The sequence below is a fragment of the Paratractidigestivibacter sp. genome (assembly GCF_963660155.1).
In the GTDB taxonomy this organism is placed as follows: Bacteria; Actinomycetota; Coriobacteriia; order Coriobacteriales; family Atopobiaceae; genus Paratractidigestivibacter.
On record NZ_CAVKWG010000029.1, the window covers coordinates 5,694 to 30,589 of the forward strand.

The following is a 24,896-nucleotide window of genomic DNA, read 5'->3' on the forward strand; positions in this document are numbered from 1 at the left end:
ACCTCCGCCGAGCAGCCCGTCATTCGCGTCGAGGGCCTGCGCAAGTCCTTCGGCAGCCACGAGGTCCTCAAGAACATCGACCTCTCCGTCATGCCCGGCCAGGTCGTCACCATCATCGGCGCCTCGGGCTCCGGCAAGTCGACCCTGCTGCGCTGCCTCAACCTCCTCGAGACCCCCGACGCCGGCCACGTCTGGTTCCACGGTTCCGACCTTGCCGCCGACCACGTCGACGTCAATAAGCTCCGTGAGAAGATCGGCATGGTGTTCCAGGGCTTCAACCTGTTCAACAACATGAACGTGCTGGACAACTGCACGCTCGCGCCCGTCACCCTCAAGAAGATGACCAAGGCCGAGGCCGAGGACGTCGCCCGTAAGCACCTTGCCGCGGTCGGCCTCTCCGACTTCGTCAAGGCCGACGTGCGCCGACTTTCCGGTGGCCAGAAGCAGCGCGTCGCCATCGCGCGCGCCCTGTGCATGACGCCCGACCTCATGCTCTTCGACGAGCCCACGAGCGCCCTTGACCCCGAGATCTCCGGCGAGGTCTTGAATGTCATGCGCGACCTCGCCGCCGAGGGCATGACGATGGTCGTCGTCACCCACGAGATGGAGTTCGCCAAGAACGTTTCCGACGAGGTCGTCTTCATGGATCAGGGCGTCATCGCCGAGAAGAGCGCCCCGGCCAAGATGTTCAGCGCCCCGGAGCACCCCCGCACCCGCGAATTCCTCGCCCGCTACCTCGACTAACCTGCAAAAGGGACAGTCCCTTTTGCAGGTTGCGCGGTACTAGTGGACAAAGCGACAGTCCCTTTGTCCACTGTTTCAAGTCTATTGTCAGCTGGGTATAAGCCTCCTCACCTATATCGACGGGGTGGGGAGGTACTTTTATGCCTAGGGTTACGCGCGCAAAGTCCGAGTCTGGTTTCTACCATGTAATCGCAAAAGGGAGCGGCGGTCAGAATCTGTTTGAATGCGACGCGGATTACCAGGCGTTTCTTGCCTATCTATCGAAGAACTGCGAGAAATTCGGCGTGCTCGTGCGCGCCTATTGCCTCATGTCAAACCATATCCACTTGCTGCTCGAGGACCATGAGGGCTGCTTAAGCGAAGTGATGAAGGCCACCATTACGAGCTACGCGCTTCGCTTCAACAAGAACAACGATCACATCGGTCACGTGTTCCAGCAGCGTTTTAAGAGCCAGCCGGTCGAGGACGACGGATATTTGCTGCAGGCGGTTCGCTACATCCACAACAATCCTGCAAAGGCAGGGATTTGCCCTGCGGATGAATACCGATGGAGCAGTTTTCGCGAGTACGCTGCCGGCGTCATCGGAGTCGCCGATACCTCGCTGATCCTTGAGATGTGCGGTAGCGTCGATGGCTTTCTTGCCTTTAGCGCGGCTGACGATAGCGGTGGGTACCGGTTCGCCCATCGTTCGAGGATTTCCGAGACGGAGGCCCGCGAGCTCGCCTCGCATATTCTTGGCGAAATTGCCCCGGCGAGCCTAAAGACAATGGAGCGCCGACGTCGTGATGCGCTACTCTTTGACCTAAAGGACGCGGGACTGTCGATGACACAGATTCAGCGATTAACCGGCATCGGCAGATGGATTATCAGCGAGGCATAACCTGCAAAGGGGACAGTCCCTTTTGCAGGTTGACCTGCAAAAGGGACTGTCCCCTTTGCAGGTTTTGTCCACTATCGGGAGGTCGTTATGCAGGACGGGTTCGTTAAGGTCGCGGCCATTACGCCGGAGGTGCGCGTCGCCGACGTCGCCTTTAACGTCAACGCGTGCGTGGAGGCCGCCCGCCGGGCCTGCACCGAGGACGGCGCCGTGGTCGTCGTGCTGCCGGAGCTCGTCATCACGGCCTACACCTGCGAGGACCTCTTCTGGCAAGACGCGCTTCTCGCCGCCGCCGAGCGCGGCCTCGCCGACTTCGCGCAGGCCACGTCCGACCTCAACGCGCTGCTGCTCATCGGCCTGCCGGTCCGCGTCAACGCCAAGCTCTACAACTGCGCCGCCGTCGTTAGCGCCGGCGCCGTCCTCGGCGTCGTGCCCAAGCGCTACCTCCCCACGTACAACGAGTTCTACGAGGGCCGCCACTTCGTCCCCGGCACGACCGACGTGGTGCCCATCGATATCGCGGGCCAGCTCGACGTCCCCTTCGGCATAAACCAGCTCTTTACCTGCGAAGATATGCCCGAGCTCGTGGTTGCGGCCGAGCTCTGCGAGGACCTCTGGGTCCCCGAGCCGCCCTCCATCGCCCACGCCAAGGCGGGCGCCACCCTTATCTGCAACCTCTCGGCGTCGAACGCCATCGTCGGCAAGGCCGACTACCGCCGCAGCCTCGTCTCCGGCCAGTCCGCGCGCCTCATCTGCGGCTACGTCTACGCCAGCGCCGGCGCCGGCGAGTCCACGCAGGACGTCGTCTTCTCGGGCCACAACATGGTTGCCGAGAACGGCCGCGTCCTCGCCGAGGCCAAGCCCTTCGGCGACGGCTGCGCGGTCTCGGAGCTCGACGTCCGCCTGCTCGCCGCCGAGCGCCGCCGCATGTCAACATTTGATGTGTCTGCTAGCCCCGTGCAGCGCGCTTACCACGTTACACGCTTCTCGCTGAACACATGCGAGATGCACCTTACGCGTTACGTGGACCCGCATCCCTTCGTGCCGTCCGACGCCGCCCGCCGCGCCGAGCGCTGCGAGGACGTCTTCAACATCCAGGCCCGCGGCCTCGCCAAGCGCCTGCAACACACCCACGCGGCACACGCCGTCATCGGCATCTCGGGCGGCCTCGATTCCACACTCGCCCTTCTCGTCACCGCGCGCGCCTTCGACCTGCTCGGCCTCGACCGCTCCGGCATCATCAGCGTGACCATGCCCGGCTTCGGCACCACCGACCGTACGCACGACAACGCCACCAAGCTCACCGAGTCCCTCGGCGCCGACCTGCGCGAGGTCAACATCGGCGACGCCGTCCGCCTGCACTTCTCCGACATCGGCCACGACGAGTCCGTCCACGACGTCACCTACGAGAACTCCCAGGCCCGAGAGCGCACCCAGATCCTCATGGACATCGCCAACCAGGAGGGCGGCATGGTCATCGGCACGGGCGACCTCTCGGAGCTCGCCCTCGGCTGGGCCACCTACAACGGCGACCACATGAGCATGTACGCCGTCAACGCCTCCGTGCCCAAGACCCTCGTGCGCCACCTCGTGCGCTATGTGGCCGATACCTGCGGAGACGCCGACGAGGCCGCCGTGCTCTACGACGTGCTGGACACGCCCGTCTCGCCGGAGCTCCTCCCCGCCACGGGCGACGGCAAGATTTCGCAGAAGACCGAGGACCTTGTGGGCCCCTACGAGCTGCACGATTTCTTCCTCTACGAGGTCCTGCGCCGCGGCACGTCGCCCCGCAAGGTCTACCGCCTCGCGCGCTACGCCCTCGGCAAGAACTACGACGACGCGACCATCCTCAAGTGGCTGCGCGTCTTCTATCGCCGCTACTTCGCGCAGCAGTTCAAGCGCAGCTGCCTGCCCGACGGCCCCAAGGTGGGCTCTGCGGCCGTGAGCCCGCGCGGCGATTTGCGCATGCCGTCCGACGCCTGCGTCGCCGTCTGGCAAGAGGAGCTCGACCAACTGTAGTTTGTTGGCGATGGCTCGCGCGGCCGCCCGGCGGTGGTAGATTAGCTGGGTTGCCAAAGCCAGGAGGCCAGATGAGTTCCACATCGCCGTCAAGCGTCGTCGACGCCATCATCGCGTGCCGCGAGGGTCTCTCGGATGCCGAGAAGACCGTCGCCAACTTCATCCTGGAGCACGCCCAGACGGTCTCCCAGCTCTCCGCCACGATGATCGCCAGGCAGTCGGGCACGTCGAACACCACGGTCTCCCGGTTCGTGCGCTCCATCGGCTTCTCGAGCTTCTCGGAGATGCGCTACTCCCTGGCGCGCGAGATGTCCTCGGCTGACTACCGCGCATTCGAGGGCACGCGTTCCATCTCCATGGAGGACGTCGGGACCTCTGCCGCCTACATCCTCGAGAACAAGATCGACGAGCTGCGCAGCACCCTCTCCGCGCTGGACGAGGGGGCCCTTCGCCAGGCCGTCACCACGATGTCGCAGGCGCGGCTGGTCATGTTCGCTGGCGTGGGCAGTTCGCTTTCCATCGCGCAGTGCGCCGCCATCAAGTTCTCCCAGGCGCGCATCAACGCCATTGCGTCCTCCACGACGGACGCCGCGCAGCTCACGGCCATGCTGATGGGCCCCGAGGATTGCCTTGTGGTGATTTCCAACTCGGGCCGGTCCGACCGTCTGTGCCGGATGATGAGCTTTGCCATCGACCAGGGCGTCCAGACCATCGTCATCACGCGAAACCCCGACGCTGAGCTGGGGAGCCTTGCCGATGTGACGCTGCGCGTGGTGGCCCGCGACTCGCTGCTGGTCACGAGCTTCGACTTCTCGCACAACTCCATCAACTACGTGCTTGAGGTGTTGCTGCTCTTGCTGTTCAACGTCGACAGGCGGGAGAACGAGTACGGCCTGGGCCTCTTCAACGCCTCGATGGCGGGCGAGAAGGGCCTGTTGCCCTCCATACAGTAGACCCCCGCTGCGGCCCCCACAAGCCCCGCAAACTCTCGAGCGGCCCAAAAATTGAAGCGCTACAACCGCTCGCCGGACATTTACTACTCTCTGCGGAACAGTTTTCCATCTCTCCAACCCGTCCGGTAAAACTTTTCTTATCAGAAGAAGCCACATTCGTGTCGCACGGCGCCACTACCGGGAATGGCGGAACGGCACGGCCACGGCTTCGACTTTGCGAGGGAAGGAAGGTAAGGAATGAACAAGAAGTCCGTCATGACCACGCGTCGCGGTGCGGTCGCACTGACCTTGTCCGCGGGCGCCGGTCTCGCTGGTCTTCACGGCGTCGCCAATACTTGGCGTTCGTCCATCGACTCTGCCCTTGGAACCACGAGCTCCAAGCAGACGTTCGACGACAAGTTCGTCTCAGACTACGCCACCACCGACGAGCTGATCGCCCAGCACGAGAAGCTCGGCCGCCAGGCTGGCCAGGAGGGCACCGTCGTCCTCAAGAACGAGGGCAACGCCCTACCGCTCGGCAGCGCCCCCAAGGTCACCGTCCTCGGCATGGGCGCCTACTATCCGCTGCTCGGCGGCAACATGGGCTCCACCTGCACCACCGACAAGGCCATCGACTTCATCGCCGCCCTCGATGAGGCCGGCGTCTCGCTGAACCCCACCATGAAGTCCGTCTACGAGACCCTGGGCGCCATCGAGTCCGGCCGCACCCCCAACATGTGGGGCGGCGGCGAGACCATCAACTACAAGTATCGTCCCGCTGGCTTCGCCACCCCCTACGTGCCCAGCGAGCCCTCCACCGACGTCTACGGCATGGAGGGCGGCAACGCCGACTATGCAGGTAGCTTCGCCGACTACTCCGACGCCGCCATCGTGGTCTTCTCGCGTCCCGGCTCCGAGGGCAGCGACTACTTCCCCGGCGAGGTCGGCATTGACACCACCTCCACCGGCGCCTCCAGCCCCCTGGGCCTGACCACCAACGAGCGTGGCCTGCTCACCCTTGCCAAGGAGAACTTCAAGAAGGTCATCGTCGTCATCAACTCCGGCACCGTCATGGAGGTCCAGGAGATCAAGGACGACGCCGACGTCAGCGCGATGCTCTTCGTCGGCCTGCCCGGCGCCTACGGCTTCCGTGGCGTCGTGGACGTCCTTCTCGGCGAGGTCTGCCCCTCCGGCCGCCTTGCCGATACCATCGCCGCCGACTTCTCCCAGGCCCCGGCCGCCCAGAACTTCGGCGACATCCAGCTCACCGACACGAGCGCGCTCGTCTACCCCGACTCCCTGATGCCCGGCCTTGACGTCGTCACCGCCGGCAGCTCCTTCGGCGGCGGTGGCAGCACCTCTTCCACGGCCTACATCATCGAGGCCGAGGGCATCTACACCGGCTACAAGTACTACGAGACCCGCTTCTTCGATGCCGTCAAGGGCCAGGGCAACGCCACCGGCGCGGCCGGCGCCTCAAAGGGTGCCTCCGCCTGGGACTACGCCAACGAGGTCACCTACCCCTTCGGCCACGGCCTGTCCTACACCACGTTCACCCAGACGCTTGACTCCGTCGAGGTCAACACCGCCGACCGCACCATCACGGCCTCCGTCACCGTGACCAACACCGGCTCGGTCGCCGGCAAGTCCGTCGTCCAGCTCTACGCCAGCGTCCCCTACACCGACTACGACAAGTCCAATGGTGTCGAGAAGGCCGCCATCCAGCTCGTCGACTTCGAGAAGACCGAGGAGCTTGCCGCCGGCGACGACGCTCAGGTCAAGTTTGCCGTCGACCTCGAGGCCCTGGCCAGCTGGGACTCCTCTGCCAAGAGCGGCAAGGGCGGCTGGATCCTCGACGGCGGCACCTACTACTTCACCGTGGGCACCGACGCTCACAACGCCGTGTGCAACGTCCTGGTTGCCCAGGGCGCCACGGCCGACGGCGACGCCTCCCTGGTCAAGACCGTCGAGGTCGGCTCCGAGGGCTCCGTTGACGAGGAGAGCCTCGCCATGTCCAAGAACACCGGCGTGGAGGTCGTCAACCAGCTCGCCAGCGCCGACGTCAACTACTACAAGCCCGGCTATATGACCGGCCTGTCCCGTTCCGACTGGCAGGGCACCTTCCCGCGCACCTACAACGACCTGACCATCGACGGCAGCAAGACCGACGAGTGGGTCAAGGCCCTCATGAACGAGATCTACGCCATCACCGAGAACGGCACGGTGGAGAACGAGAAGGGCTCCGGCGGCTCTCTCAAGCTCTCTGATATGGCCGGCATCGATGACATCAACGACCCGCGCTGGGAGCAGCTCATCGAGGAGATCCCGCTGGACATCCTCATCCCCAGGATCACCAAGGGCGGTAGCCAGTCCGACGTCATCGAGCAGATCGAGAGCCCGCTGGTCTACCAGAACGACGGCCCCAACGGCTTCTCCGGCACCATCGGCGCCCGCGGCCTGCACGCCGACGACGCCAACTCCGACTACGCCATGGGCACCATGTGCACCGAGACCATGCTGGGCTGCACCTTCTCCAAGCAGATCGCCAGCGAGTGGGGCAAGCTCATGGGCAACGACGGCCTGTGGAGCGGCAACTACCTGATCTGGGCCTGCGCCGGCAACCTGCACCGCTGCTGCTTCAACGGCCGTAACTTCGAGTACTTCTCCGAGGACCCGATGCTCGTGAGCGGCCTTGCCGCCGCCGAGGTCGCCGGTGCCAGCAAGTACGGCGTCATCGTGGCTCCCAAGCACTTCGCCTTCAACGACCAGGAGTCTATGCGCTCCGGCCTCGCCCAGTACATGACCGAGCAGCGCGCCCGCGAGGGAGAGCTGCGCGCCTTCCGGGCCGCCATCGAGGACTCCGGGTGCCTCGGCGTCATGACCTCCTTCAGCCGCGTGGGCGCCACGCCCGTCAACGGCTCCTGGGGCCTGCTGCGCGAGATCTTGCGCAACGAGTGGGGCTTCAAGGGCATCCTCTCCACGGACATGGCCAACAACTCCGGCTACTTCCGCGCCGAGATGTGCATGTACGGCGGCATCACGATGATCGCCGACTTCTCCACCGGCGAGACCATGACCGAGGTCCTGGAGAGCTGGCCCTACCTCACCGAGGCCGTTGTCGCCAAGGACGCCACCCTCGTGGGCTACCTGCGCCAGAACCTGATCTACCAGCTCTACGCCTTCGCCCAGAGCGCCACCCAGAACATCAAGACCGAGTCCGTTACCCCGTGGTGGGAGATGGCCCTGAACGCTGGCACCATCGGCGGCTTTGGCCTCGCGGCCGTCTTCGCCGGCCTGTACGCGGCCGGCGCCGTCAAGGAGTTCAAGGGCGATGCGGCTGACGCCGAGCCCGTCGCTTCCGGCAAGGAGGAGAACTAATGAGCACCGAGAAGAAGCAGACCGTCGGCCTCGTTCTTTGCGGCATCACCGTCGTGCTTGAGGTCATCACCCTGGTCCTGTACGTCATGAACGCAAACCAGTCCTACTATCAGGACATGAACGGTATGATCGCCGGGCTTGTCGCGGGCGCCCTCGTCTGCACCGCCGCCAGCTTTGCCTTGGCCGAGTCCAACGCCAACCTGGCCTGCGGCGTGGTCTCCGACGTCCTGCGCGTCGCCGCCCCCGCGATGCTGTTCTACGCCGCCGCCGTTTTCGTGGGCGCTCGCGCCCAGTCCCTGGGCCAGATCTTCGGTTCCAACCTCGAGCTTGGCAACGACGCGGCCTTCGCCGCCGGCACCCAGGCCATCGCCACCATCGTAGTGTTCATGGTCGCCTGGCTCGTGTCCGTCGTCGCCTCCTTCACCAAGCTCGGCAAGAGGGCGATCTAAGGGCAGCCTGGTTTGTCGCACGACGTAGGCCCGGCCTCCCTTCTTCCCTGAGGGCCGACGTAAAATCGATAGCTGCTACGGATGGTGGGCCCGGGGTCGATCCCCGGGCTCGCTTTTCCCAAAAAGGAGAGAGCAATGCTCACCATTTCTAGGTTCACCTGCGAGGGGCTTGCCAAGGGCTGCGTGACTGACGAGCGCCGTCCCCGTCTGGCCTTCTCGCTTGAGAGCGACCGAGCCGGCGCCAAGCCCGCATCGGCCACCATCACGGTCAACGGCCACCAGATGGTCCTGGGCTCCGAGCAGTCCGTCCGCTACGACGGCCCCGAGCTCGCGCCCCGGACGACCTACACGGCCCATCTCGTCGCCACCGACGACGCGGGGGAGACTGCCGAGGCGGACATCGCCTTTGAGACCGGCCTTCTCGGCGCGCCCTTTGACGCCAGCTGGATCTCCGACGCCGCCTACACCTTTGCCGACAAGGGCGCCTCGCCCGTGCCGATGGTCTTCAGGCGCACCCTGGAGCTCTCAAAGCCAGTTGCGTCCGCCCGCATCTACGCTACTGCCATGGGCATCTTCGATCTCGAGCTCAACGGCAGGCGTGTGGGCGACGAGCTCTTTGCTCCGGGATTCACCTCCTACAAGACCAACCTCCAGTACGTGACCTATGACGTCACCGACCAGCTTGCCGAGAAGAACGAGCTTCTCGCCACCGTTGCCGGCGGCTGGGCCGTGGGCGCCTTCATCTACTCGCGCGTGAACCGCGTGGCCGCCGACCGCCAGGCGCTGCTGCTGCAGCTCTGCGTGACCTACGAGGACGGCAGCCGGCAGACCTTCGGCACCGACGAGGGCTGGGAGGTCACCGAGGACGGCCCTGTGCGCTACGCCGAGTTCTACGACGGCGAGGTCTACGACGCACGCGTCTCGCTGGAGGACGCCACATGGAGAAGGGCCGCGCGCGAGACCCTGCGCGTGAGCCCCAGGCTCACGGCCGCCTGCGGCGACCCGGTGCGCCTTCACGACCGCATGGAACCAGTGAGCGTCACCCACGTGGGCGACCAGCTGGTCTTTGACTTCGGCCAGAACTTTGCCGGCGTGGTGGAGCTCAGGCTCAGGGGCGCAGCGGAGGGCCAGGTCGTGCGCGTGCGCCACGCGGAGATCCTGAAGCCCGACGGCACCCTCAACACCGACTTCCTGCGCAGCGCCAAGGCCGAGCTCGTCTATACCTGCAAGGCCGGCGACCAGAGCTTCTGCCCCACCCTCACCTACATGGGCTTCCGCTACGTGGGCGTCGAGGGCGCAGACGAGAAGGACCTCGCTCTGTGCGCCTACCCGGTCTTCTCGGACGTGCGCGAGACGGGCACCTTCGCCTGCTCGAACGACAAGGTCAACCGCCTGCAGCAGAACATCCAGTGGTCCTCGCGCTCCAACTTCGTGGACATCCCCACGGACTGTCCGCAGCGAGACGAGCGCATGGGCTGGACGGGCGACATCGCCGTCTTTGCGCCCACTGCCTGCTACAACTTCGACATGGGCCGGTTCCTGCGCAAGTGGCTGCGCGACGTGCGCGCCGAGCAGCTGCGCGGCGGCGGCATCCCCAACACGGTGCCTGCCAACGGTTTCGGTTTCCCCACGACGATGCCCTCGATGGCCATCGACTTCTGGGGCGACGCCTGCGTGCTTGTCCCCTGGGCCCTCTACCAGGCCGAGGGCGACGAGGAGGTCCTGCGCGAGAACTACGACATGATGTGCCGTTACGTCGACGCCTGCCGTTTCTGGGCGAGCTTCGGCGTGGGCAAGTACCGCTACATCTGGCACACGCCGTCGTTTCTCCATTTTGGCGACTGGGTGGCGCCCGACGTCCCCAAGATGAGCCAGTGGCAGGGCCGCAGCAAGTGGACCGCCACGGCGAGCCTGCAGCACACGAGCTCCCTCGTTGCCCAGGTGGCCCAGATCCTGGGCAGGGGCGAGGACGCCCGCCGCTACGCCGAGCTCTCGCAGAACGTGAGCCACGCCTACGAGGACGTCTTCACCGACGGCGCCGGCAAGCTCAAGAACGAGTTCCAGACCGCCTACGTGCTGCCCATTCACTTCGGCATGCTGGGGGAGTCCAACACCGAGCGCGCCGTGGACAACCTCGTCAAGCTCGTCGAGAAGGGCGACTACTGCATCGGGACGGGCTTTCCGGGCACGCCCTACATCCTGTTTGCCCTGGCGGACAACGGCCGCGCCGATGTGGCGTACAAGATGCTGCTCAACACCAAGTGCCCCTCCTGGCTCTACGAGGTCGCTCAGGGCGCCACGACCATCTGGGAGCGCTGGGACGGCCTGGACGAGAACGGACAGTGTCCCATCGGCGATGACGGCACGGATATGATGATTTCCTACAACCACTATGCGAGCGGTGCCATCGGCGACTTCCTCTACAAGCGCGTCGCCGGCATCGAGGCCGCCGAGCCGGGTTATCGCCGCGTGCGCGTGGCGCCTCTGGTGGGCGGCGGCCTCACCTGGGCTTCCGGCAGCGTCGAGACGGTGCTTGGCCGCGTGAGCTCCAGCTGGAAGCTGGCGGACGGCACCTTCGAGATCGACGTCGAGGTGCCCGTGGGCGCGACCTGCGAGCTTTTGCTGCCCGACGGTACCATGCAGGAGCTCGGCAGCGGCAGCCACCACGCGAGCTGCGCCTGCCAGAGCGACGAGGAGGCCTAGCTCATGCGCGCGATTTCCCTGAATGAGGGCTGGTCTTATCGCCACCTTGCGCGGGAGGGCGCGGCCGAGGAGGCCTGGCAGCAGGTCAGGCTCCCGCACGACGCCATGATTTTCGAGCCGCGCGACGAGCGTGCCCCGAGCGCCCACAACAGCGGCTGGTTTGCCGGCCGTGACTACGAGTACGTCCGGGAGCTCTCGCTACCGGAAGGGGTATCCGTCGACGCGGCCGTCGTCCTTGAGTTCGAGGGCGTCTACCACCTGGCCGAGGTCTGGCTCGACGGCGAGAAGGTCTGCGAGCGCCCCTACGGCTACACCAACTTCCTAGTGGACCTCACGGGCAGGCTTTCGGCTGGCAAGCCCTCTGAGCTGCGCGTCATTGCGAGAAACTCCGACCAGCCCAACTCTCGCTGGTACTCGGGCGCGGGCATCTACCGGCCCGTCTCGCTTTGGGTGGGCTCCGCCACCCACGTGACCCGCGACGGCGTCAACGTCCGCACGCTTTCCGTGGGCCCGGCACGCGTGGCCGTGGACGTGGAGACCACGGGCGCGGGCAAGGCCACCGTCGAGGTGACCTCGCTCGATGATGCTGGCGTTCTGGCAGCAGGCACCGTTGACGTGCCCGAGGACGGCCGCGCCACCCTGGAGCTCGACCTCCCGGGCGCCCGTCCCTGGTCCTGCGAGAGCCCGCAGCTCTACCGCTGCAACGTGGCGCTTGTCGCCCCCGACGGCACCTCCGACGAGGCTTGCGCCGTCTTCGGCGTCCGCACGCTCGCCTGGGGCGACGAGGGGCTTCTCGTCAACGGCGAGCGCGTCATCCTCAAGGGCGCCTGCATCCACCACGACAACGGCATCCTCGGCGCCTGCGCCTGGCCCGACGCCATCGATCGCAAGGTCAAGATTCTGCGCGAGCAGGGCTACAACGCCCTTCGCTCCGCGCACAACCCCTGCTCGCGCGCCCTTCTCGACGCGTGCGACCGCCAGGGCGTCATGGTTATGGACGAGTACATCGATCACTGGTACATCCACAAGACGCAGCACGACTACGTGGACTACTTTGACGAGTGGTGGCGCCAGGACCTCACGGACATGGTGGCCAAGGACCGTGTCCACCCCTGCGTGGTGGCCTACTCCACCGGCAACGAGGTCTCCGAGACCGCCGAGAAGCGCGGCATCGAGCTTGCCGGCGCCATGACCGAGCACCTGCACGTCCTTGACCCCACGCGCCCGGTCTCCTGCGGCGTGAACATCTTCTTCAACTTCTTGAGCTCGGTGGGATTTGGCCAGTACTCCGACGAGAAGGCCGCCCGCGAGGCCGAGGCCGCCGCAAAGCTTCAGGCAGGCGACAAGCCCGCCAAGAAGAGTGCTGTGGGCAGCGAGTTCTTCAACAACCTCGCCGGCATCATGGGCGCGGGCTTCATGAAGCGCGGCGCCACGCTGCCGTTCTGCGACTGGGTGACCCGCGACGCCTACGCCGCCATGGACATGCCCGGCTACAACTACGGCATCGACCGATACAAGCACGACCTGCGCGCCTACCCGCACCGCCTGATCTTGGGCTCGGAGACCTTCTGCTCGGACGCCTGGCGCTTCATGCAGCTTGCCGAGAAGAATCCGCGCCTGGTAGGAGATTTTGTCTGGGCTGGCATCGACTATCTGGGCGAGGCCTCCGTGGGCTCCTGGGAGTACTCTGACTACGCTCCGCGCACGCTGCAGTTCGGCTGGCTGACGGCGGGCTCCGGCCGCGTGGACCTCACGGGCAGGCCCTTGGGCGAGGCCCTCTACACGCGCGTCGCCCTGGGCGGCGAGGTGGGTCCCTACGTGGCCGTCTGCCCCGTCAACCACACGGGCGAGAAACACTCGCCGAGCGCGTGGAAGATGAGCAACGCCACCGACTCCTGGGCCTGGGAGGGCTGCGAGGGGCGCGTGGCAAACGTCGAGGTCTACGCTCGCGCGGCCTCCGTGGCGCTGATGCTGAACGGCCGCGAGGTGGCCCGTCGCAGCATCCGCGGCGACGTCATCGCAAGGATGAGTTGTACCTGGGAGCCGGGGTGCCTCGAGGCCGTCTCCTATGACGAGAAGGGTGTCGAGCTCGGGCGCGCGCGGCTCGTCTCGGCCGAGGGCCCGGCGCGTCTTGTGGCCGAGCCCGAGTATGTGGGCGAGCGCGACGGCCTGGTCTTTGTTCGCGTCCGCTACGCCGACGGGGCCGGAACCACGATGCCGCTCGAGCGCGGTATGCTGCGCGCGAGCGTCAGGGGCGGGGAGCTTCTCGCCTTTGGCTGCGCCTGCCCGTTCAACCCCGGCAGCTTCGTCACGGGCCAGACCGACACCTACTACGGCGAGGCCTTGGCCGTGGTGAGGGCCGAGAAGGGCGCCCAGGCGACGCTCTCCGTCACCGACGGCACGCTCTTGGGGGAGTGCGAGATCAGCCGCTGAGCTGCGACGCATTGACGCGCGGCCCGGCACGGCTGGGTACGGCTGGGTACGGCCCGGGCCGCGCACATCATACAAGACGAGGCGCCCGACATCTGGGAAGTTGATGTCGGGCGCCTCTTTTTTTGGAGTCTGCCGATTGCGCGGGGAAACGCCGGGGGTGTCTGGCCTTGGCCTGGCTGCTACGCGGCCTTCTCGTGGCGCTCCTTGAGGGCGGCTTGCTCCTCGGGGAGGTTCTTCTCGACGTTGAAGGAGACAAGCAGCGCGCCGCACAGGGCAAACGCGATGGTCTCGACCAGGATGTAGCTGATGGAGATCGCGTTTTGGGTGAGGGCGGTCTGGGCCATGGTGCCCAGGGTGATGTCGGCCGCCTGGTCGTAGCCCACGGCGCCCAGGATGCCGGAGAAGATGGCGTTGCAGATGGGGGTGGCGGCGACCATGATTGAGCTGTAGATGGACATGGTCAGGCCGTCGGTGCGCAGGTTGCTCTTGAACTCCACGTGGTCGATGACGTCGGCGAGCATGGCCAAGATCATGTAGCCGATGGGGGCCGAGCCCAGGCACTTGAGGGCGATGCCGACGCCGACGGGCACGATGCTGCCGCCGCCGACGTAGGCTATGATGCCGCCGACGACGCCCACGACCATGCCGGCGATGCAGACGCGCTGCTTACCGAACTTGTTGCACAGCGGGATGACGAAGAGGATGGCAGCGGCCATGGGAAGCGCGCCGAGCAGGCTCAGCATGGACTGGGAGGCGCCCCAGGCGTCGGCGGTGCCAAAGAAGGTGTTGTCCAGGACCCACTTGCAGAAGTAGGTCATCGAGCCGTTCTTGATGGCGCCGCTCCACTGGTAGAGCAGGTAGACGCCTATGATGATCCACCACTGGGACTCGCGGGCAACGGCGGAGAGCTGGTCGCCTAAGGAGGGGGCGGCGGACTTGTCGCCCTTCTCGTCATCGGCGGCGACGCCGGCAAGGACCTCCTCGGTGATGCGCTCGCGGGTGAAGCGGTACTGCAGGTAGACCGTGAGGGCGGTCAACAGGGCCACGACGAGCATGGCAAGAAGCCACAGGTTCTGGTCCTGCTTCAGGGCGAAGGAGACGAGCATCGGGAAGATCATCGTGCCGGTGCCCATGACGCCGAAGCCGGAGATGTTGGTGAGGGAGGCGAGCGTGCCGCGCTTCTCGGTGTCTCGGGTGGAGACGGCCACGAGCGTGGAGTTCGCGGTGTTGTAGATGGGGTAGGCGACGGCGTAGTACAGGTTGTAGGCGATGGCGATCCAGACCATCTTGGCCACACCCTCGAAGGGCACGAAGAACATGAAGACCGTGGAGACCGAGAAGGTCAGCGCGGAGAGCAAGACCCAGGGTCGGGCCTTGCCGGCCAGGCAGTGGGTGCGCTCGATGAGCTGGCCCACGACGAGGTTGGCGATGACGATGAGGATCGTCGAGAAGAGCTGCAAGCCGGTCAGGAACGAGAGGTCGAGCTGCAAGACGTCGGTGAAGTAGTTCTGAAGCTGGCTCGTGAAGATGCCGGAGGCAAGAAGGCCGCCGAAGGGGCCGATGAGGTAGCCGAAGAGCATCTCGGGGGTGGTGACGCGGTCCTTCTTGGCCAAAGACGAGGTGAGCGGGCCATCCCAGAAGGACTTGCTCGCGGTGGTGGAACTCATGATGAGTCTCCTTTCGCAACGTGGTTGGCGGGTGTCGGCACCGGGTTGCCGAAATCTGATAGGAAAAGTATTGCCGAGAATTGAAGCGCTTCAGAAAATCTTTTGCGAACGGCGCGATTTTCCCGCCGAACTGCCCTTCTCGTCCCGTCCCGGGGGCTCTTCCCGCCACCCCTGCTCTTCTAGACATCATAAAATCTAAGCGCGCGCTGTGAGATTTTTTTAATTCACGCGGTATAACCTTGGCACTCTGGGTAATATTCAGAGCGTTGGACAAGGCGCCCCAGCTTACGAGCCTAGGCGCATCTTTTAAGGAGGAAACATCATGACTTTGAAGCCCCTCGGCGACCGCGTTCTCGTTAAGCCCGCTCCCAAGGAGGAGAAGACCGCTTCCGGCCTCTACATCTCCAGCGGAGCGCAGGAGAAGCCTCAGCGCGGCGAGGTCGTGGCCGTGGGCGCCGGCAAGGTGAACGAGCACGGCGAGCGCGTCGCCATGGACGTGCACGTCGGCGACCAGGTCTATTACGGCAAGTTCGGCGGTAACGAGGTCAAGGTCGACGGCGAGGACTTCCTGCTCCTTCGCGCCGACGACATCTACGCCATCATCGAGGACTAACTTCTCGCTCCAGACCCGGTGCAACATCAAACTCGCAATAAGACAAAGGGATTGTCCCCTTGTCTTATCGGAAAGGACTGAACACAATGGCTAAGGACATCTATTTCGGCACCGACGCGCGCGCCAAGCTTGCCAAGGGCGTGAACACCCTGGCCGACGCGGTCACCACCACCATGGGCCCCAAGGGCCGCTACGTCGCCCTCCAGCGCAGCTACGGCGCCCCCACCATCACCAACGACGGCGTCTCCGTCGCCAAGGAGATCGAGCTCAAGGACCCCGTTGAGAACATGGGCGCCCAGCTCGTCAAGGAGGTCGCCACCAAGACCAACGACACCGTCGGCGACGGCACCACCACCGCCACCCTTCTCGCCCAGGTCATCGTCAACGAGGGCCTGCGCAACGTTGCCGCCGGCGCCAACCCCATCGCCATCCGCCGCGGCATCGACAAGGCCGTCGACGCCGTTGTGGCGGAGATGAAGAAGTCCGCGCAGCAGGTCTCCACCAAGGAGCAGATTGCCTCCGTCGGCACCATCTCCGCCTCCGACCCCACCATCGGTGAGAAGATCTCCGACGCCATGGAGGTCGTGGGCAAGGACGGCGTCATTACCGTCGAGGAGTCCCAGACCTTCGGCATCGACATCGACACCGTCGAGGGCATGCAGTTCGACAAGGGCTACATCTCCCCGTACTTCGCCACCAACAACGACAACATGACGGCTGAGCTCTCCAACCCCTACATCCTCATGACCGACCAGAAGGTCTCCAACATCCAGGAGATCCTGCCGATCCTCGAGGCCGTCCAGAAGCAGGGTTCCCCGCTGCTGATCATCGCCGAGGACGTCGACGGCGAGGCCCTGGCCACCCTGATCCTCAACAAGCTGCGCGGCGCCCTGAACATCTGCGCCGTCAAGGCCCCCGGCTACGGCGACCGCCGCAAGCGCATGCTCGAGGACATCGCCATTCTCACCGGCGGCCAGGTGGCCATGAAGGAGCTCGGCGTCAGCCTCTCCGACGTCACCGCCGAGATGCTCGGCCGCGCCAAGTCCGTCAAGATCTCCAAGGACAACACCACCATCGTCGGCGGCGCCGGCGCCAAGCAGGCCATCGACGAGCGCATCGGCCAGATCAAGTCCGAGATCGAGAACACCACCTCCGACTTTGACCGCGAGAAGCTCCAGGAGCGTCTCGCCAAGCTCTCCGGCGGCGTTGCCGTCCTGAAGGCCGGCGCTGCCACCGAGACCGAGCTCAAGGAGATCAAGCACCGCATCGAGGATGCCCTGCAGGCCACCCGCGCGGCCGTCGAGGAGGGCATCGTCGCCGGCGGCGGCGTCGCGTTCCTGGCTGCCTCCCCGGCCCTGGACGCCGTGGAGACCTCCGACGCTGACGAGAAGATCGGCGTCGAGATTATCCGCAAGGCTCTTGCCGCCCCTGTCAAGAAGATCGCCGACAACGCCGGCTTCGAGGGCTCCGTCGTGGCCGAGAAGATCAAGGGCATGCCTGCTGGCCAGGGCCTTGACTCCGCCACCGGCACTTACGGCGACATGATTGAGATGGGCGTGCTCGACCCGGTCAAGGTCGCCCGCGTGACCCTGCAGAACGCCGCCTCCATCGCCGGCCTGATCCTTATCACCGAGGCCACCGTCTCCGACGAGCCCAAGAACACCTCCATCGAGGAGGCCATCGCGGCCGCCGCTGCCCAGGGCGGCCAGGGCGGAATGTACTAGGCCCACGCCCTTACGCGGGGTTTGACCTGACCGCGGCGCCCCCCGAGTTTCCACGCAAGCATGCTTCGCGCAAAGAGCGCGCTCAGGAATGCTTGCTTAGGAAACTCGGGGGGCGCCGCTCTGTTGTCGCGGGCCGCGCGAAGGGCGCGGAGGCGCCTCTCAACGACTTTCGGGGGCTCGCGCTACGCGCATCGCCCCTCAAGTACGGGGGACGAGCGGGTGCGGGGGTTGCGGCTCTCACTAACCTGACTTTTCGGGCTCGCGCTGCGCGCATCGCCCTTCGGGCGCGGGGGACGGGCGGGTGCGGGCTCGCGCTGCGCGCATCGCCCTTCGGGCGCGAAGGCTCGGCGGCGGGCTGCACGTTAACGGGGCGGTTTTGGGGTGCCGAAGAGGGTTTTGGCGCTCGGAGGACAACAAAATCGAGATTGTGCGTGAGCTATTTGCGGTTTGAGGGGACGGACGGTCGGTTTTGGGACGGGTACTAGGGTGTTGGGCGCACATTTGCCCAGTTGGGTGCTTCTCTATGCCGCATCAAAACTACAACAAAGCACGCAGGAACTCGATTTTGTTGTCGGCTCAAGGGCGCGAGCGCCGCGCAAGTCGGCGGGTTACAATAAATAACTGCTACCGCGGAGAGGAGAGTGGTGCTGGTGGCGCAGAAGAGGGACTTTCTTGACGATTTGATCGACATCCAGAGCGATTGGCAGGCGCTCTCGAACCCGTTCGGCGATATCGCCGATCAGCTTGCGCTCGACCCGAGCCAGCGCAAGGTGTTCAACCCGGCCGACTACAAAGAGAAGCCGTACGCGAACTCCAACCGCTGTCTGCGCACCGCGTCCGGCAACGACGCCACGTGCTCGCGCTGCCTCGACGTGTGCCCCACGCACGCCATCACCATCCACAACCAGTCGGTACTCATCGGCGAGGACTGCCGCAAGTGCGGCGTGTGCGCCGCCGTCTGCCCGACCGAGACCATCTCGACCCGCCGCCACATGCCGCGCCAGGTCTACGACCAGATTGCGCGCGCCGCGTCGGCCTACGAGCAGTGCTACGTTACCTGCACCCGCGCCTTGAAACGCCTGCCCAAGGGCAACGAGGTGGTTCTCGGCTGCGTCGGCTCCATCTCGCGCGACCTGTGGTTCTCGCTCATGGCGGACTACGACAACATAGCCGTCTACCTGCCCGTCGGCATCTGCGACCGCTGCAAGACGACCACCGGCGAGGAGGCCTACTGCGACGCCATCGGCACCGCCGAGGAGTGGGCGCGCGCGAGCCTCAACCTCGTGGCCGACGAGTCCGAGATGACCCACGAGTTCACGCGCGAGTACAAGCGCAGCCAGTTCATGAGCAGCGCCGTTCACTCCGCCGAGCGCCTCCTCACCCGCACGAACCCGGCGCTCGCCGGCGCCAAGGCCGTGGCCAACAAAATCTCGGCCCACGCGAGCCGCATCGATCAGCTCCAGCGAGACCTCGAGGCCGCCGTGGGCGCCAAGACCTCCACGAACCGCCAGCGCATGCTCACCCAGAACCGCAAGCTCATGATGGGCGCCCTGCAGCACAGCGCGGGTCTTGCCAAGTACGTGCAGCTCGAGGCCCCCGTGTGCGACGCGAGCCTATGCACCATGTGCGGCGAGTGCGCCAAGGTCTGCACGCCGCGCGCGCTCGACCTCGACGTCAACGGGCACATCACCATCCAGAGCTCGTACTGCGTGAGCTGCGGCGCGTGCGTCACCGTGTGCGAGGATGGCGCCCTGGCCATGGAGCCTATGAACGTCGCCGAGCTCATCGTGCCCGACAAGCAGGCCGAGGAGATCGCCCGCAAGAAGGCCCAGGCAAAAGCCGAGGCCCAGAAGTATATTGAACAAGGCAAGAAGCAGCTGGGTCGCGCGGCCGACGCCCTCGAGGGCCTGTCCGACGACGCCGGCAAGAAGTAAGGAGACCCGAGGACCATGTCGCTTTCCATCGGCATCGTGGGCCTGCCCAACGTGGGCAAGTCGACCCTGTTCACCGCGCTCACCAAGAAGGGCGGCCTGGCGGCCAACTACCCCTTCGCCACCATCGATCCCAACGTGGGCATCGTGGACGTGCCCGACGAGCGCCTGCAGGCGCTCGCCGACATCGTGCACCCGGGCCGCATCGTGCCCGCTACCGTTGAGTTCGTGGACATCGCCGGCCTGGTCAAGGGCGCAAACGAGGGCGAGGGCCTGGGCAACCAGTTCCTGGCGAACATCCGCGAGACCGACGCCATCTGCGAGGTCGTGCGCTACTTCTCCGACCCCAACGTCATGCGCGAGGTCGGCCGCACCGGCGACTTCGTGGACCCCGCGGGCGACGCCGACACCATCATGACCGAGCTTATCCTGGCAGACCTAGGCACCCTCGAGAAGCAGCTCCCCAAGCTTGAGAAGGACGCCAAGCGCGACAAGGAGCTCGCGGCCAAGCTGAACGTTGCCAAGCGACTGCAGGCGTGGCTCAACGACGGCAAGCGCGCCGCCACCATGGACATGACCGATGAGGAGCGCGCGGCCGCCAAGGGCCTGTTCCTTCTCACCATGAAGCCGATCCTCTTGGTTGCCAACGTCGACGAGGACCAGCTGGGCGAGACCCCGGCCGCCATCGACGGCGTGACGCCCATTCCTATCTGCGCAAAGGTTGAGGCTGAGCTCTCCGAGCTGGACGCCGACGAAGCCGCCGAGTACCTGGCTGATCTGGGCCTCGAGAAGTCCGGCCTCGAGACCCTGGCGCAGGCCGCTTATCGCCTGCTGGGCCTTCAGAGCTACTTCACTGCCGGCGAGATGGAGGTCAAGGCCTGGACCGTGCGCATCGGCGCCAAGGCTCCCGAGGCCGCGGGCGTCATCCACTCCGACTTCGAGCGCGGCTTCATCAAGGCCGAGGTTGCCAGCTACGACGACTACGTCGAGCTCGGCGGCGAGGCTGGCTGCAAGGCCGCCGGCAAGCTGCGCATCGAGGGCAAGGACTACGTCGTGGCCGACGGCGACGTCATGCACTTCCGCTTCAACGTTTAGCAGGCGTCTGCCCCAAACCGCAGGCGCGCCCTTCGCGGGCAAGGCTGTCCCAAAATCGCGAGCAATACCAATGACTGGACCCCTAGACAGTGGTATTGCTCGCGATTTTGGGACATTTGCTGTTTAAATGTTTAGAAATGGGCCTATTTGGCCCTTCCGGAGCACCCTTGATTGGTATTGCTCAAGATTTTGGAACACCTCGGCAAGCCCCTCGTCGCCCTCTTGCTCGAGCAGGAATTCCTCGGCGCGGTCGCATGCCTCGTGCGAGCCTAGCGCGTAGCATGCGATGCGTGCGAGAATGGTCGTCGCCGCGCTCGCGCTAATCATGTTGTACGAGCGGTCGGGCATCGCGATCATTAGCTTGTGCGTGAGCCGTGTGCCAACAAACCCCAGCTCATCGCGCATCTCGGCGATGTCGTCCATCCTCTGCGCTCGATTAGCATGTTCTTGGTCAGGTTGTCGCTCTGCTGGATCATGCGTCGCGCGACCTCGCCGAGCGTGTACTCGGTGTCAGCGTCGTCGTCCCGCATGGTGCCCGAACCTCTCACCACGTCCTCATCGACAGGCGCGTAGATGTCGGTAGGGGAGAGCTCGCCAGAAGAAGCCTCGTCGAAGTACTCGGCGAGCGCCGGCGGCTTGATCATGGACGTGGACTTGGTGGACTCGTCGTCGCGGATTTCGAAGCTTCCCGGGCCGTCGAGCATCCGCGCCGAGACGCACGCCGTGTCGTCCTTATCGGCAAGAAGCCCCTCTGCGGCGGCCTTCGCCGCGCTCATATCGGTCGTGGAGGCGGGCGTCACGGCCATGGCGTCGGCATCCTTTTCGGCTGTCTGCAGCGTTGCCTGCGCGGCCACCGCGCTCCCGGCCTGCGCCTCGGCGGCATTAACCGCCGCGTACCCCGCGCGGATGCTCGCAACAAAGCACGCCGCGAGGGCGAGCGAACCTGCTGCCACCGCGGCGTACTGCTTGTTGGATATCCTGTATTCGGTGCTCGCCGAGCGAGCGTTGGTGCTATGCCTGGTCGGAGCAGAGCACGACGACGACGTCATAGGAAGTGGTCCACGTGCCGTCGTTTTGCTGGACGTTGGATTCCGAGATGCCGAGCGTCTTGGCCGCGCCGATGGCCTTGGCCTTCGAGCTGCTTCCGTTGTAGACGACCTTGCTCACCGTGAGCTCGCTCAATGCATTCGCCGTCTCGGACGTAAAGCCCGCGTCGGCCAGAAGCTCGCTCTTCTCAGTGGCCAGGCCCGTGATGCCGCTCACGTTGACCACGCAGACGGTGCCGCTGTACTCGGGCTCGACCGTTGCCGCGTCCGACGTCGTGTCCGTGCTCGAGCTGCTGCTGCTCGACGAACTGCTCGAGCCGTCGCTGACCAGCGTTGCGATCTTGCCGTTGGTCTCGTCGGCGGTTTCGTCGGCCAGCGGGGTCTTGCCTTCCTTGATGCGCTGCATCATGGTGGCCCAGGCGGTCTCGTTGATCTTCTCGTACCAGATGCCGTTGATTGTCTCGCCGGTGGTGGGCTCCATGCCGGAGTATACGTTGTTCTCGACGTCGAGGTCCTTGAACTGGACGGCAAGGCCAAGAATACTCGAAATGTTGATGTCGGTTGTAACGCCGCTGGCAAGCTGCGAGACGGCGTTTATCATGCTGGCGAGGTCCAGCGTGAGCACCTTCTTCACAATGGCTGCGATGACCATGCGCTGGTTGGCGGCGCGGTAGATGTCCCCGTCGCCGTCGGCGTCGTAGGCGTGGCGGCTGCGGGCCAGCGCGAGCGCCTCCTCGCCGTTGAGGGTCTGCACGCCGGCCTTGAGATTGGCGCCGGAGTAGTCGTCCTGGATGTCGCGCGGAAGGTCGACGGTAACGCCGCCGATGCTGTCCACGATGCCCGTGAACTGCTCGAAGTCGACCTCGGCGTAGTGCGAGATGTCCACGCCGCAGAGCTTCTCGACGCAGGTGACCATGTAGCTCGGGCCGCCGATTGAGTAGGCGGCGTTGAGCTTCTGCGTGCCCGCGCCCTTGTCGCTCATGTCGGTCAGCGTGTCGCGGTGCAGCGAGACGAGCGTGACGAGCTGGGCCTTCGGGTCGATGCGGGCCAGGATGATGGAGTCGGCGCGGAAGTTGGAGTCGTCGGCGCCGTACTCCTCGCTCTCGGTGCGCTCGACGGACTTGTCGACGCCAAGGAGAAGCATGTAGAACGGGTCGTCGTACTGGACGCTGTCGGCAAGGAGGTCCTTGGTGCTCTGGTCGAGGCCGCTCGTCAGCCTGCTGTTGATGTTGGCCAGGTACATAGCCACAGCCGAGCCGCCGGCAAGAACCACGCACAGAAGGCCGATGAGCACGCCGCGAATGACGAGCTTGCGCGTGCGGGCCTGGCGCTTGCGGGCGTAGGACGCGGCGCCGGCCGCGCGGGTGGGGACGCAGGAGGCGCCGGAAGAAGCGTCGCAGCGGCGGGCGCTCTCTTCGTAGGCCTGGCGGCTCTGAGGCCTGGGCTGCTGGTTTGAGGATCTGCGGTCTGCCAAGACTGACCCTTCCTGTTGTTTAGCTGCCGTTAAGACGGCCGCCCGCATCGTTACATATAGAGTTTATCTTACGCGAAGGGCGTGTTCGCAGCGTGGAGGGTGGGCAAAAAGCTTCGCCCGTCCAAAAAAGAACGACGCTCCTTAACGTATGATGCAAAGAATGCAGATTCCCCGCGCGCGTGCGCCCGGACCAAGACGGGAGAAACCATGACCGAGGCTATGCCTAAGCAGTTCGTCGCTGTTCTCGACTTCGGCGCCCAGTACGGGCAGCTGATCGCGCGCCGCGTGCGCGACCTCAACGTCTACTCGGAGATCGTGCCGTGCGACATCTCCGCCGACGAGCTTGCTGCCATGAAGCCGTCCGCGCTGATTCTTTCCGGCGGCCCGGCCTCCGTCAACGAGCCGGACGCCCCGCGCGTTGACCCCGCCATCTACGAGATGGGCCTCCCCGTGCTGGGTTTCTGCTACGGCCACCAGATCACGGCCGTGACGCTGGGCGGCAAGGTCTTCCACCCCGAGGTGGGCGAGTACGGCCACGCCGAGATCGAGCGCGCTCCGGAGTCGGCGCTGTTCAACAACACGCCGCTCAAGCAGACCGTGTGGATGAGCCACTTTGACGCCGTGTGCGACGTGCCCGAGGGCTTTGTGGTCACCGCCAAGACCGACGTGTGCCCCGTGGCCGCAATGGAGAACGCCGAGAAGCGCATCTACACCACGCAGTTCCACCCCGAGGTCAAGCACACCGAGTTCGGCCAGCAGATCCTCTCGAACTTCCTGTTTGACATCTGCGGCCTTCAGAAGACCTGGACCATGGACAACCTGGTGGAGACCATGACCGCGGACTTCCGGAGCAAGGTCGGGAAAGACCGCGTGATTCTCGCCCTCTCCGGCGGCGTTGACTCCTCCGTGGTGGCCGCCCTTGGCGCCCGTGCCATCGGCAAGCAGATGACCTGCGTCTTTATCAACCACGGACTGCTTCGCAAGAACGAGCCCGAGCAGGTGGAGGAGGTCTTCACCAAGCAGTTCGACGTCGACTTCATCCACGTGCACGCCGAGGACCGCTACGCCGAGCTTCTCGCCGGCGTGACCGAGCCCGAGGAGAAGCGCCGCATCATTGGCACGCAGTTCTGGAAGGAGTTCTTTGCCGTCGCGCAGCAGCTTGAGACCGACGGCAAGCCGGTCAAGTACCTGGCTCAGGGCACCATCTACCCGGACATCATCGAGAGCGGCGCGCGCAAGACGGGCGGCAAGGCCTCAACCATCAAGAGCCACCACAACCTGATCCCGTTCCCCGAGGGCGTTCACTTTGACCTGATCGAGCCGCTGGACCACTTCTTCAAGGACGAGGTCCGCGAGCTGGGCCTGGCGCTGGGGCTGCCCGCGCACATCGTGTTCCGCCAGCCGTTCCCGGGCCCGGGCCTGGCCATCCGCATCATCGGCGCGGTGGACAAGGAGAAGCTGGAGATCCTGAAGAACGCCGACGCCATCGTGCGCGAGGAGCTGGACGCGTACAACGAGCGCCTGTTCAACCAGACCGGCGACCGCAACTCCGAGCACAGCTGCTGGCAGTACTTTGCCGTGCTGCCCGACATCAAGAGCGTGGGCGTCATGGGCGACGAGCGCACCTACCAGCGCCCGATCATCCTGCGCGCCGTGGAGTCCAGCGACGCCATGACCGCCGACTGGGCCAAGCTGCCCTATGAGGTGCTGGCGCGCATCAGCGGGCGCATCGTGGCTGAGGTGCCGGGCGCCAACCGCGTGTGCTACGACATCACGAGCAAGCCGCCTGCGACGATCGAGTGGGAGTAAC

Annotated in this window: 17 protein-coding genes; 13 read left to right on the forward strand and 4 right to left on the reverse strand. The window is 65.3% G+C overall.

What is annotated here, in order from left to right; all coding sequences use genetic code 11:
- Positions 1–21: 21 nt before the first annotated feature.
- The 8 genes from U5709_RS05095 (at position 22) to U5709_RS05130 (ending at position 13,536) form a co-directional block, all read left to right on the forward strand.
- Positions 22–744 (forward strand): amino acid ABC transporter ATP-binding protein, encoded by a 723-nt coding sequence (locus tag U5709_RS05095; RefSeq protein ID WP_415913450.1) that lies wholly within the window; start codon positions 22–24, stop codon positions 742–744.
- 140 nt (positions 745–884) lie between these two features.
- On the forward strand, positions 885–1,625 hold the full coding sequence (locus tag U5709_RS05100; protein ID WP_321971489.1) for a transposase: 741 nt from the start codon (positions 885–887) through the stop codon (positions 1,623–1,625).
- 87 nt (positions 1,626–1,712) lie between these two features.
- The gene (locus tag U5709_RS05105; protein WP_321972931.1) at positions 1,713–3,641 is read left to right on the forward strand and encodes an NAD(+) synthase; all 1,929 of its coding nucleotides are present in this window, start codon (positions 1,713–1,715) and stop codon (positions 3,639–3,641) included.
- Positions 3,642–3,712: 71 nt separating this feature from the next.
- Positions 3,713–4,594 carry a MurR/RpiR family transcriptional regulator gene (locus U5709_RS05110; RefSeq protein WP_321971491.1) on the forward strand — a complete coding sequence of 294 codons (882 nt, stop codon included), beginning with the start codon at positions 3,713–3,715 and terminating at the stop codon, positions 4,592–4,594.
- A 237-nt stretch (positions 4,595–4,831) separates the two neighbouring features.
- Positions 4,832–7,951, forward strand: coding sequence for a glycoside hydrolase family 3 C-terminal domain-containing protein (locus U5709_RS05115; protein WP_321972932.1), 3,120 nt, complete (start codon positions 4,832–4,834; stop codon positions 7,949–7,951).
- Positions 7,951–8,400, forward strand: a complete 450-nt coding sequence (locus tag U5709_RS05120) for a hypothetical protein (protein ID WP_321971493.1) — start codon at positions 7,951–7,953, stop codon at positions 8,398–8,400. The genes U5709_RS05115 and U5709_RS05120 overlap by 1 nt, the downstream gene beginning before the upstream one ends.
- A gap of 135 nt (positions 8,401–8,535) precedes the next feature.
- Complete coding sequence (locus U5709_RS05125) at positions 8,536–11,103, forward strand: family 78 glycoside hydrolase catalytic domain (protein ID WP_321972933.1); 2,568 nt, start codon at positions 8,536–8,538, stop codon at positions 11,101–11,103.
- A 3-nt stretch (positions 11,104–11,106) separates the two neighbouring features.
- Positions 11,107–13,536, forward strand: coding sequence for a glycoside hydrolase family 2 TIM barrel-domain containing protein (locus U5709_RS05130; protein ID WP_321972934.1), 2,430 nt, complete (start codon positions 11,107–11,109; stop codon positions 13,534–13,536).
- 179 nt (positions 13,537–13,715) lie between these two features.
- Here the strand turns inward: U5709_RS05130 and U5709_RS05135 are convergent, their stop codons facing one another.
- Positions 13,716–15,203, reverse strand: coding sequence for an MFS transporter (locus tag U5709_RS05135; protein ID WP_321972935.1), 1,488 nt, complete (start codon positions 15,201–15,203; stop codon positions 13,716–13,718).
- A 322-nt stretch (positions 15,204–15,525) separates the two neighbouring features.
- Between U5709_RS05135 and groES the strand changes: the two genes are divergently transcribed.
- The 4 genes from groES to ychF all read left to right on the forward strand — a co-directional run bounded on the left by groES (position 15,526) and on the right by ychF (position 20,566).
- The gene (gene groES / locus U5709_RS05140; protein WP_321971497.1) at positions 15,526–15,816 is read left to right on the forward strand and encodes a co-chaperone GroES; all 291 of its coding nucleotides are present in this window, start codon (positions 15,526–15,528) and stop codon (positions 15,814–15,816) included.
- Between the two features lie 86 nt (positions 15,817–15,902).
- Positions 15,903–17,540: a chaperonin GroEL gene (gene groL, locus U5709_RS05145; RefSeq protein ID WP_321971498.1), complete on the forward strand. Its 1,638-nt coding sequence runs from the start codon at positions 15,903–15,905 to the stop codon at positions 17,538–17,540.
- A 650-nt stretch (positions 17,541–18,190) separates the two neighbouring features.
- Positions 18,191–19,474: a 4Fe-4S binding protein gene (locus U5709_RS05150; RefSeq protein WP_321971499.1), complete on the forward strand. Its 1,284-nt coding sequence runs from the start codon at positions 18,191–18,193 to the stop codon at positions 19,472–19,474.
- Positions 19,475–19,489: 15 nt separating this feature from the next.
- Positions 19,490–20,566, forward strand: coding sequence for a redox-regulated ATPase YchF (gene ychF, locus U5709_RS05155; RefSeq protein ID WP_321971500.1), 1,077 nt, complete (start codon positions 19,490–19,492; stop codon positions 20,564–20,566).
- A gap of 123 nt (positions 20,567–20,689) precedes the next feature.
- Here the strand turns inward: ychF and U5709_RS05160 are convergent, their stop codons facing one another.
- The 3 genes from U5709_RS05160 to U5709_RS05170 are packed head-to-tail and all read right to left on the reverse strand — an operon-like array spanning position 20,690 to position 23,086.
- Positions 20,690–20,989: a serine hydrolase gene (locus U5709_RS05160; RefSeq protein WP_321972936.1), complete on the reverse strand. Its 300-nt coding sequence runs from the start codon at positions 20,987–20,989 to the stop codon at positions 20,690–20,692.
- Positions 20,923–21,519, reverse strand: coding sequence for a serine hydrolase (locus tag U5709_RS05165; RefSeq protein ID WP_321972937.1), 597 nt, complete (start codon positions 21,517–21,519; stop codon positions 20,923–20,925). The genes U5709_RS05160 and U5709_RS05165 overlap by 67 nt, the downstream gene beginning before the upstream one ends.
- 58 nt (positions 21,520–21,577) lie before the next feature.
- Positions 21,578–23,086 carry an LCP family protein gene (locus U5709_RS05170; RefSeq protein WP_321971503.1) on the reverse strand — a complete coding sequence of 503 codons (1,509 nt, stop codon included), beginning with the start codon at positions 23,084–23,086 and terminating at the stop codon, positions 21,578–21,580.
- 207 nt (positions 23,087–23,293) lie between these two features.
- Between U5709_RS05170 and guaA the strand changes: the two genes are divergently transcribed.
- Positions 23,294–24,895, forward strand: coding sequence for a glutamine-hydrolyzing GMP synthase (gene guaA, locus U5709_RS05175; protein ID WP_321972938.1), 1,602 nt, complete (start codon positions 23,294–23,296; stop codon positions 24,893–24,895).
- The last annotated feature ends 1 nt before the right edge of the window (position 24,896 follow it).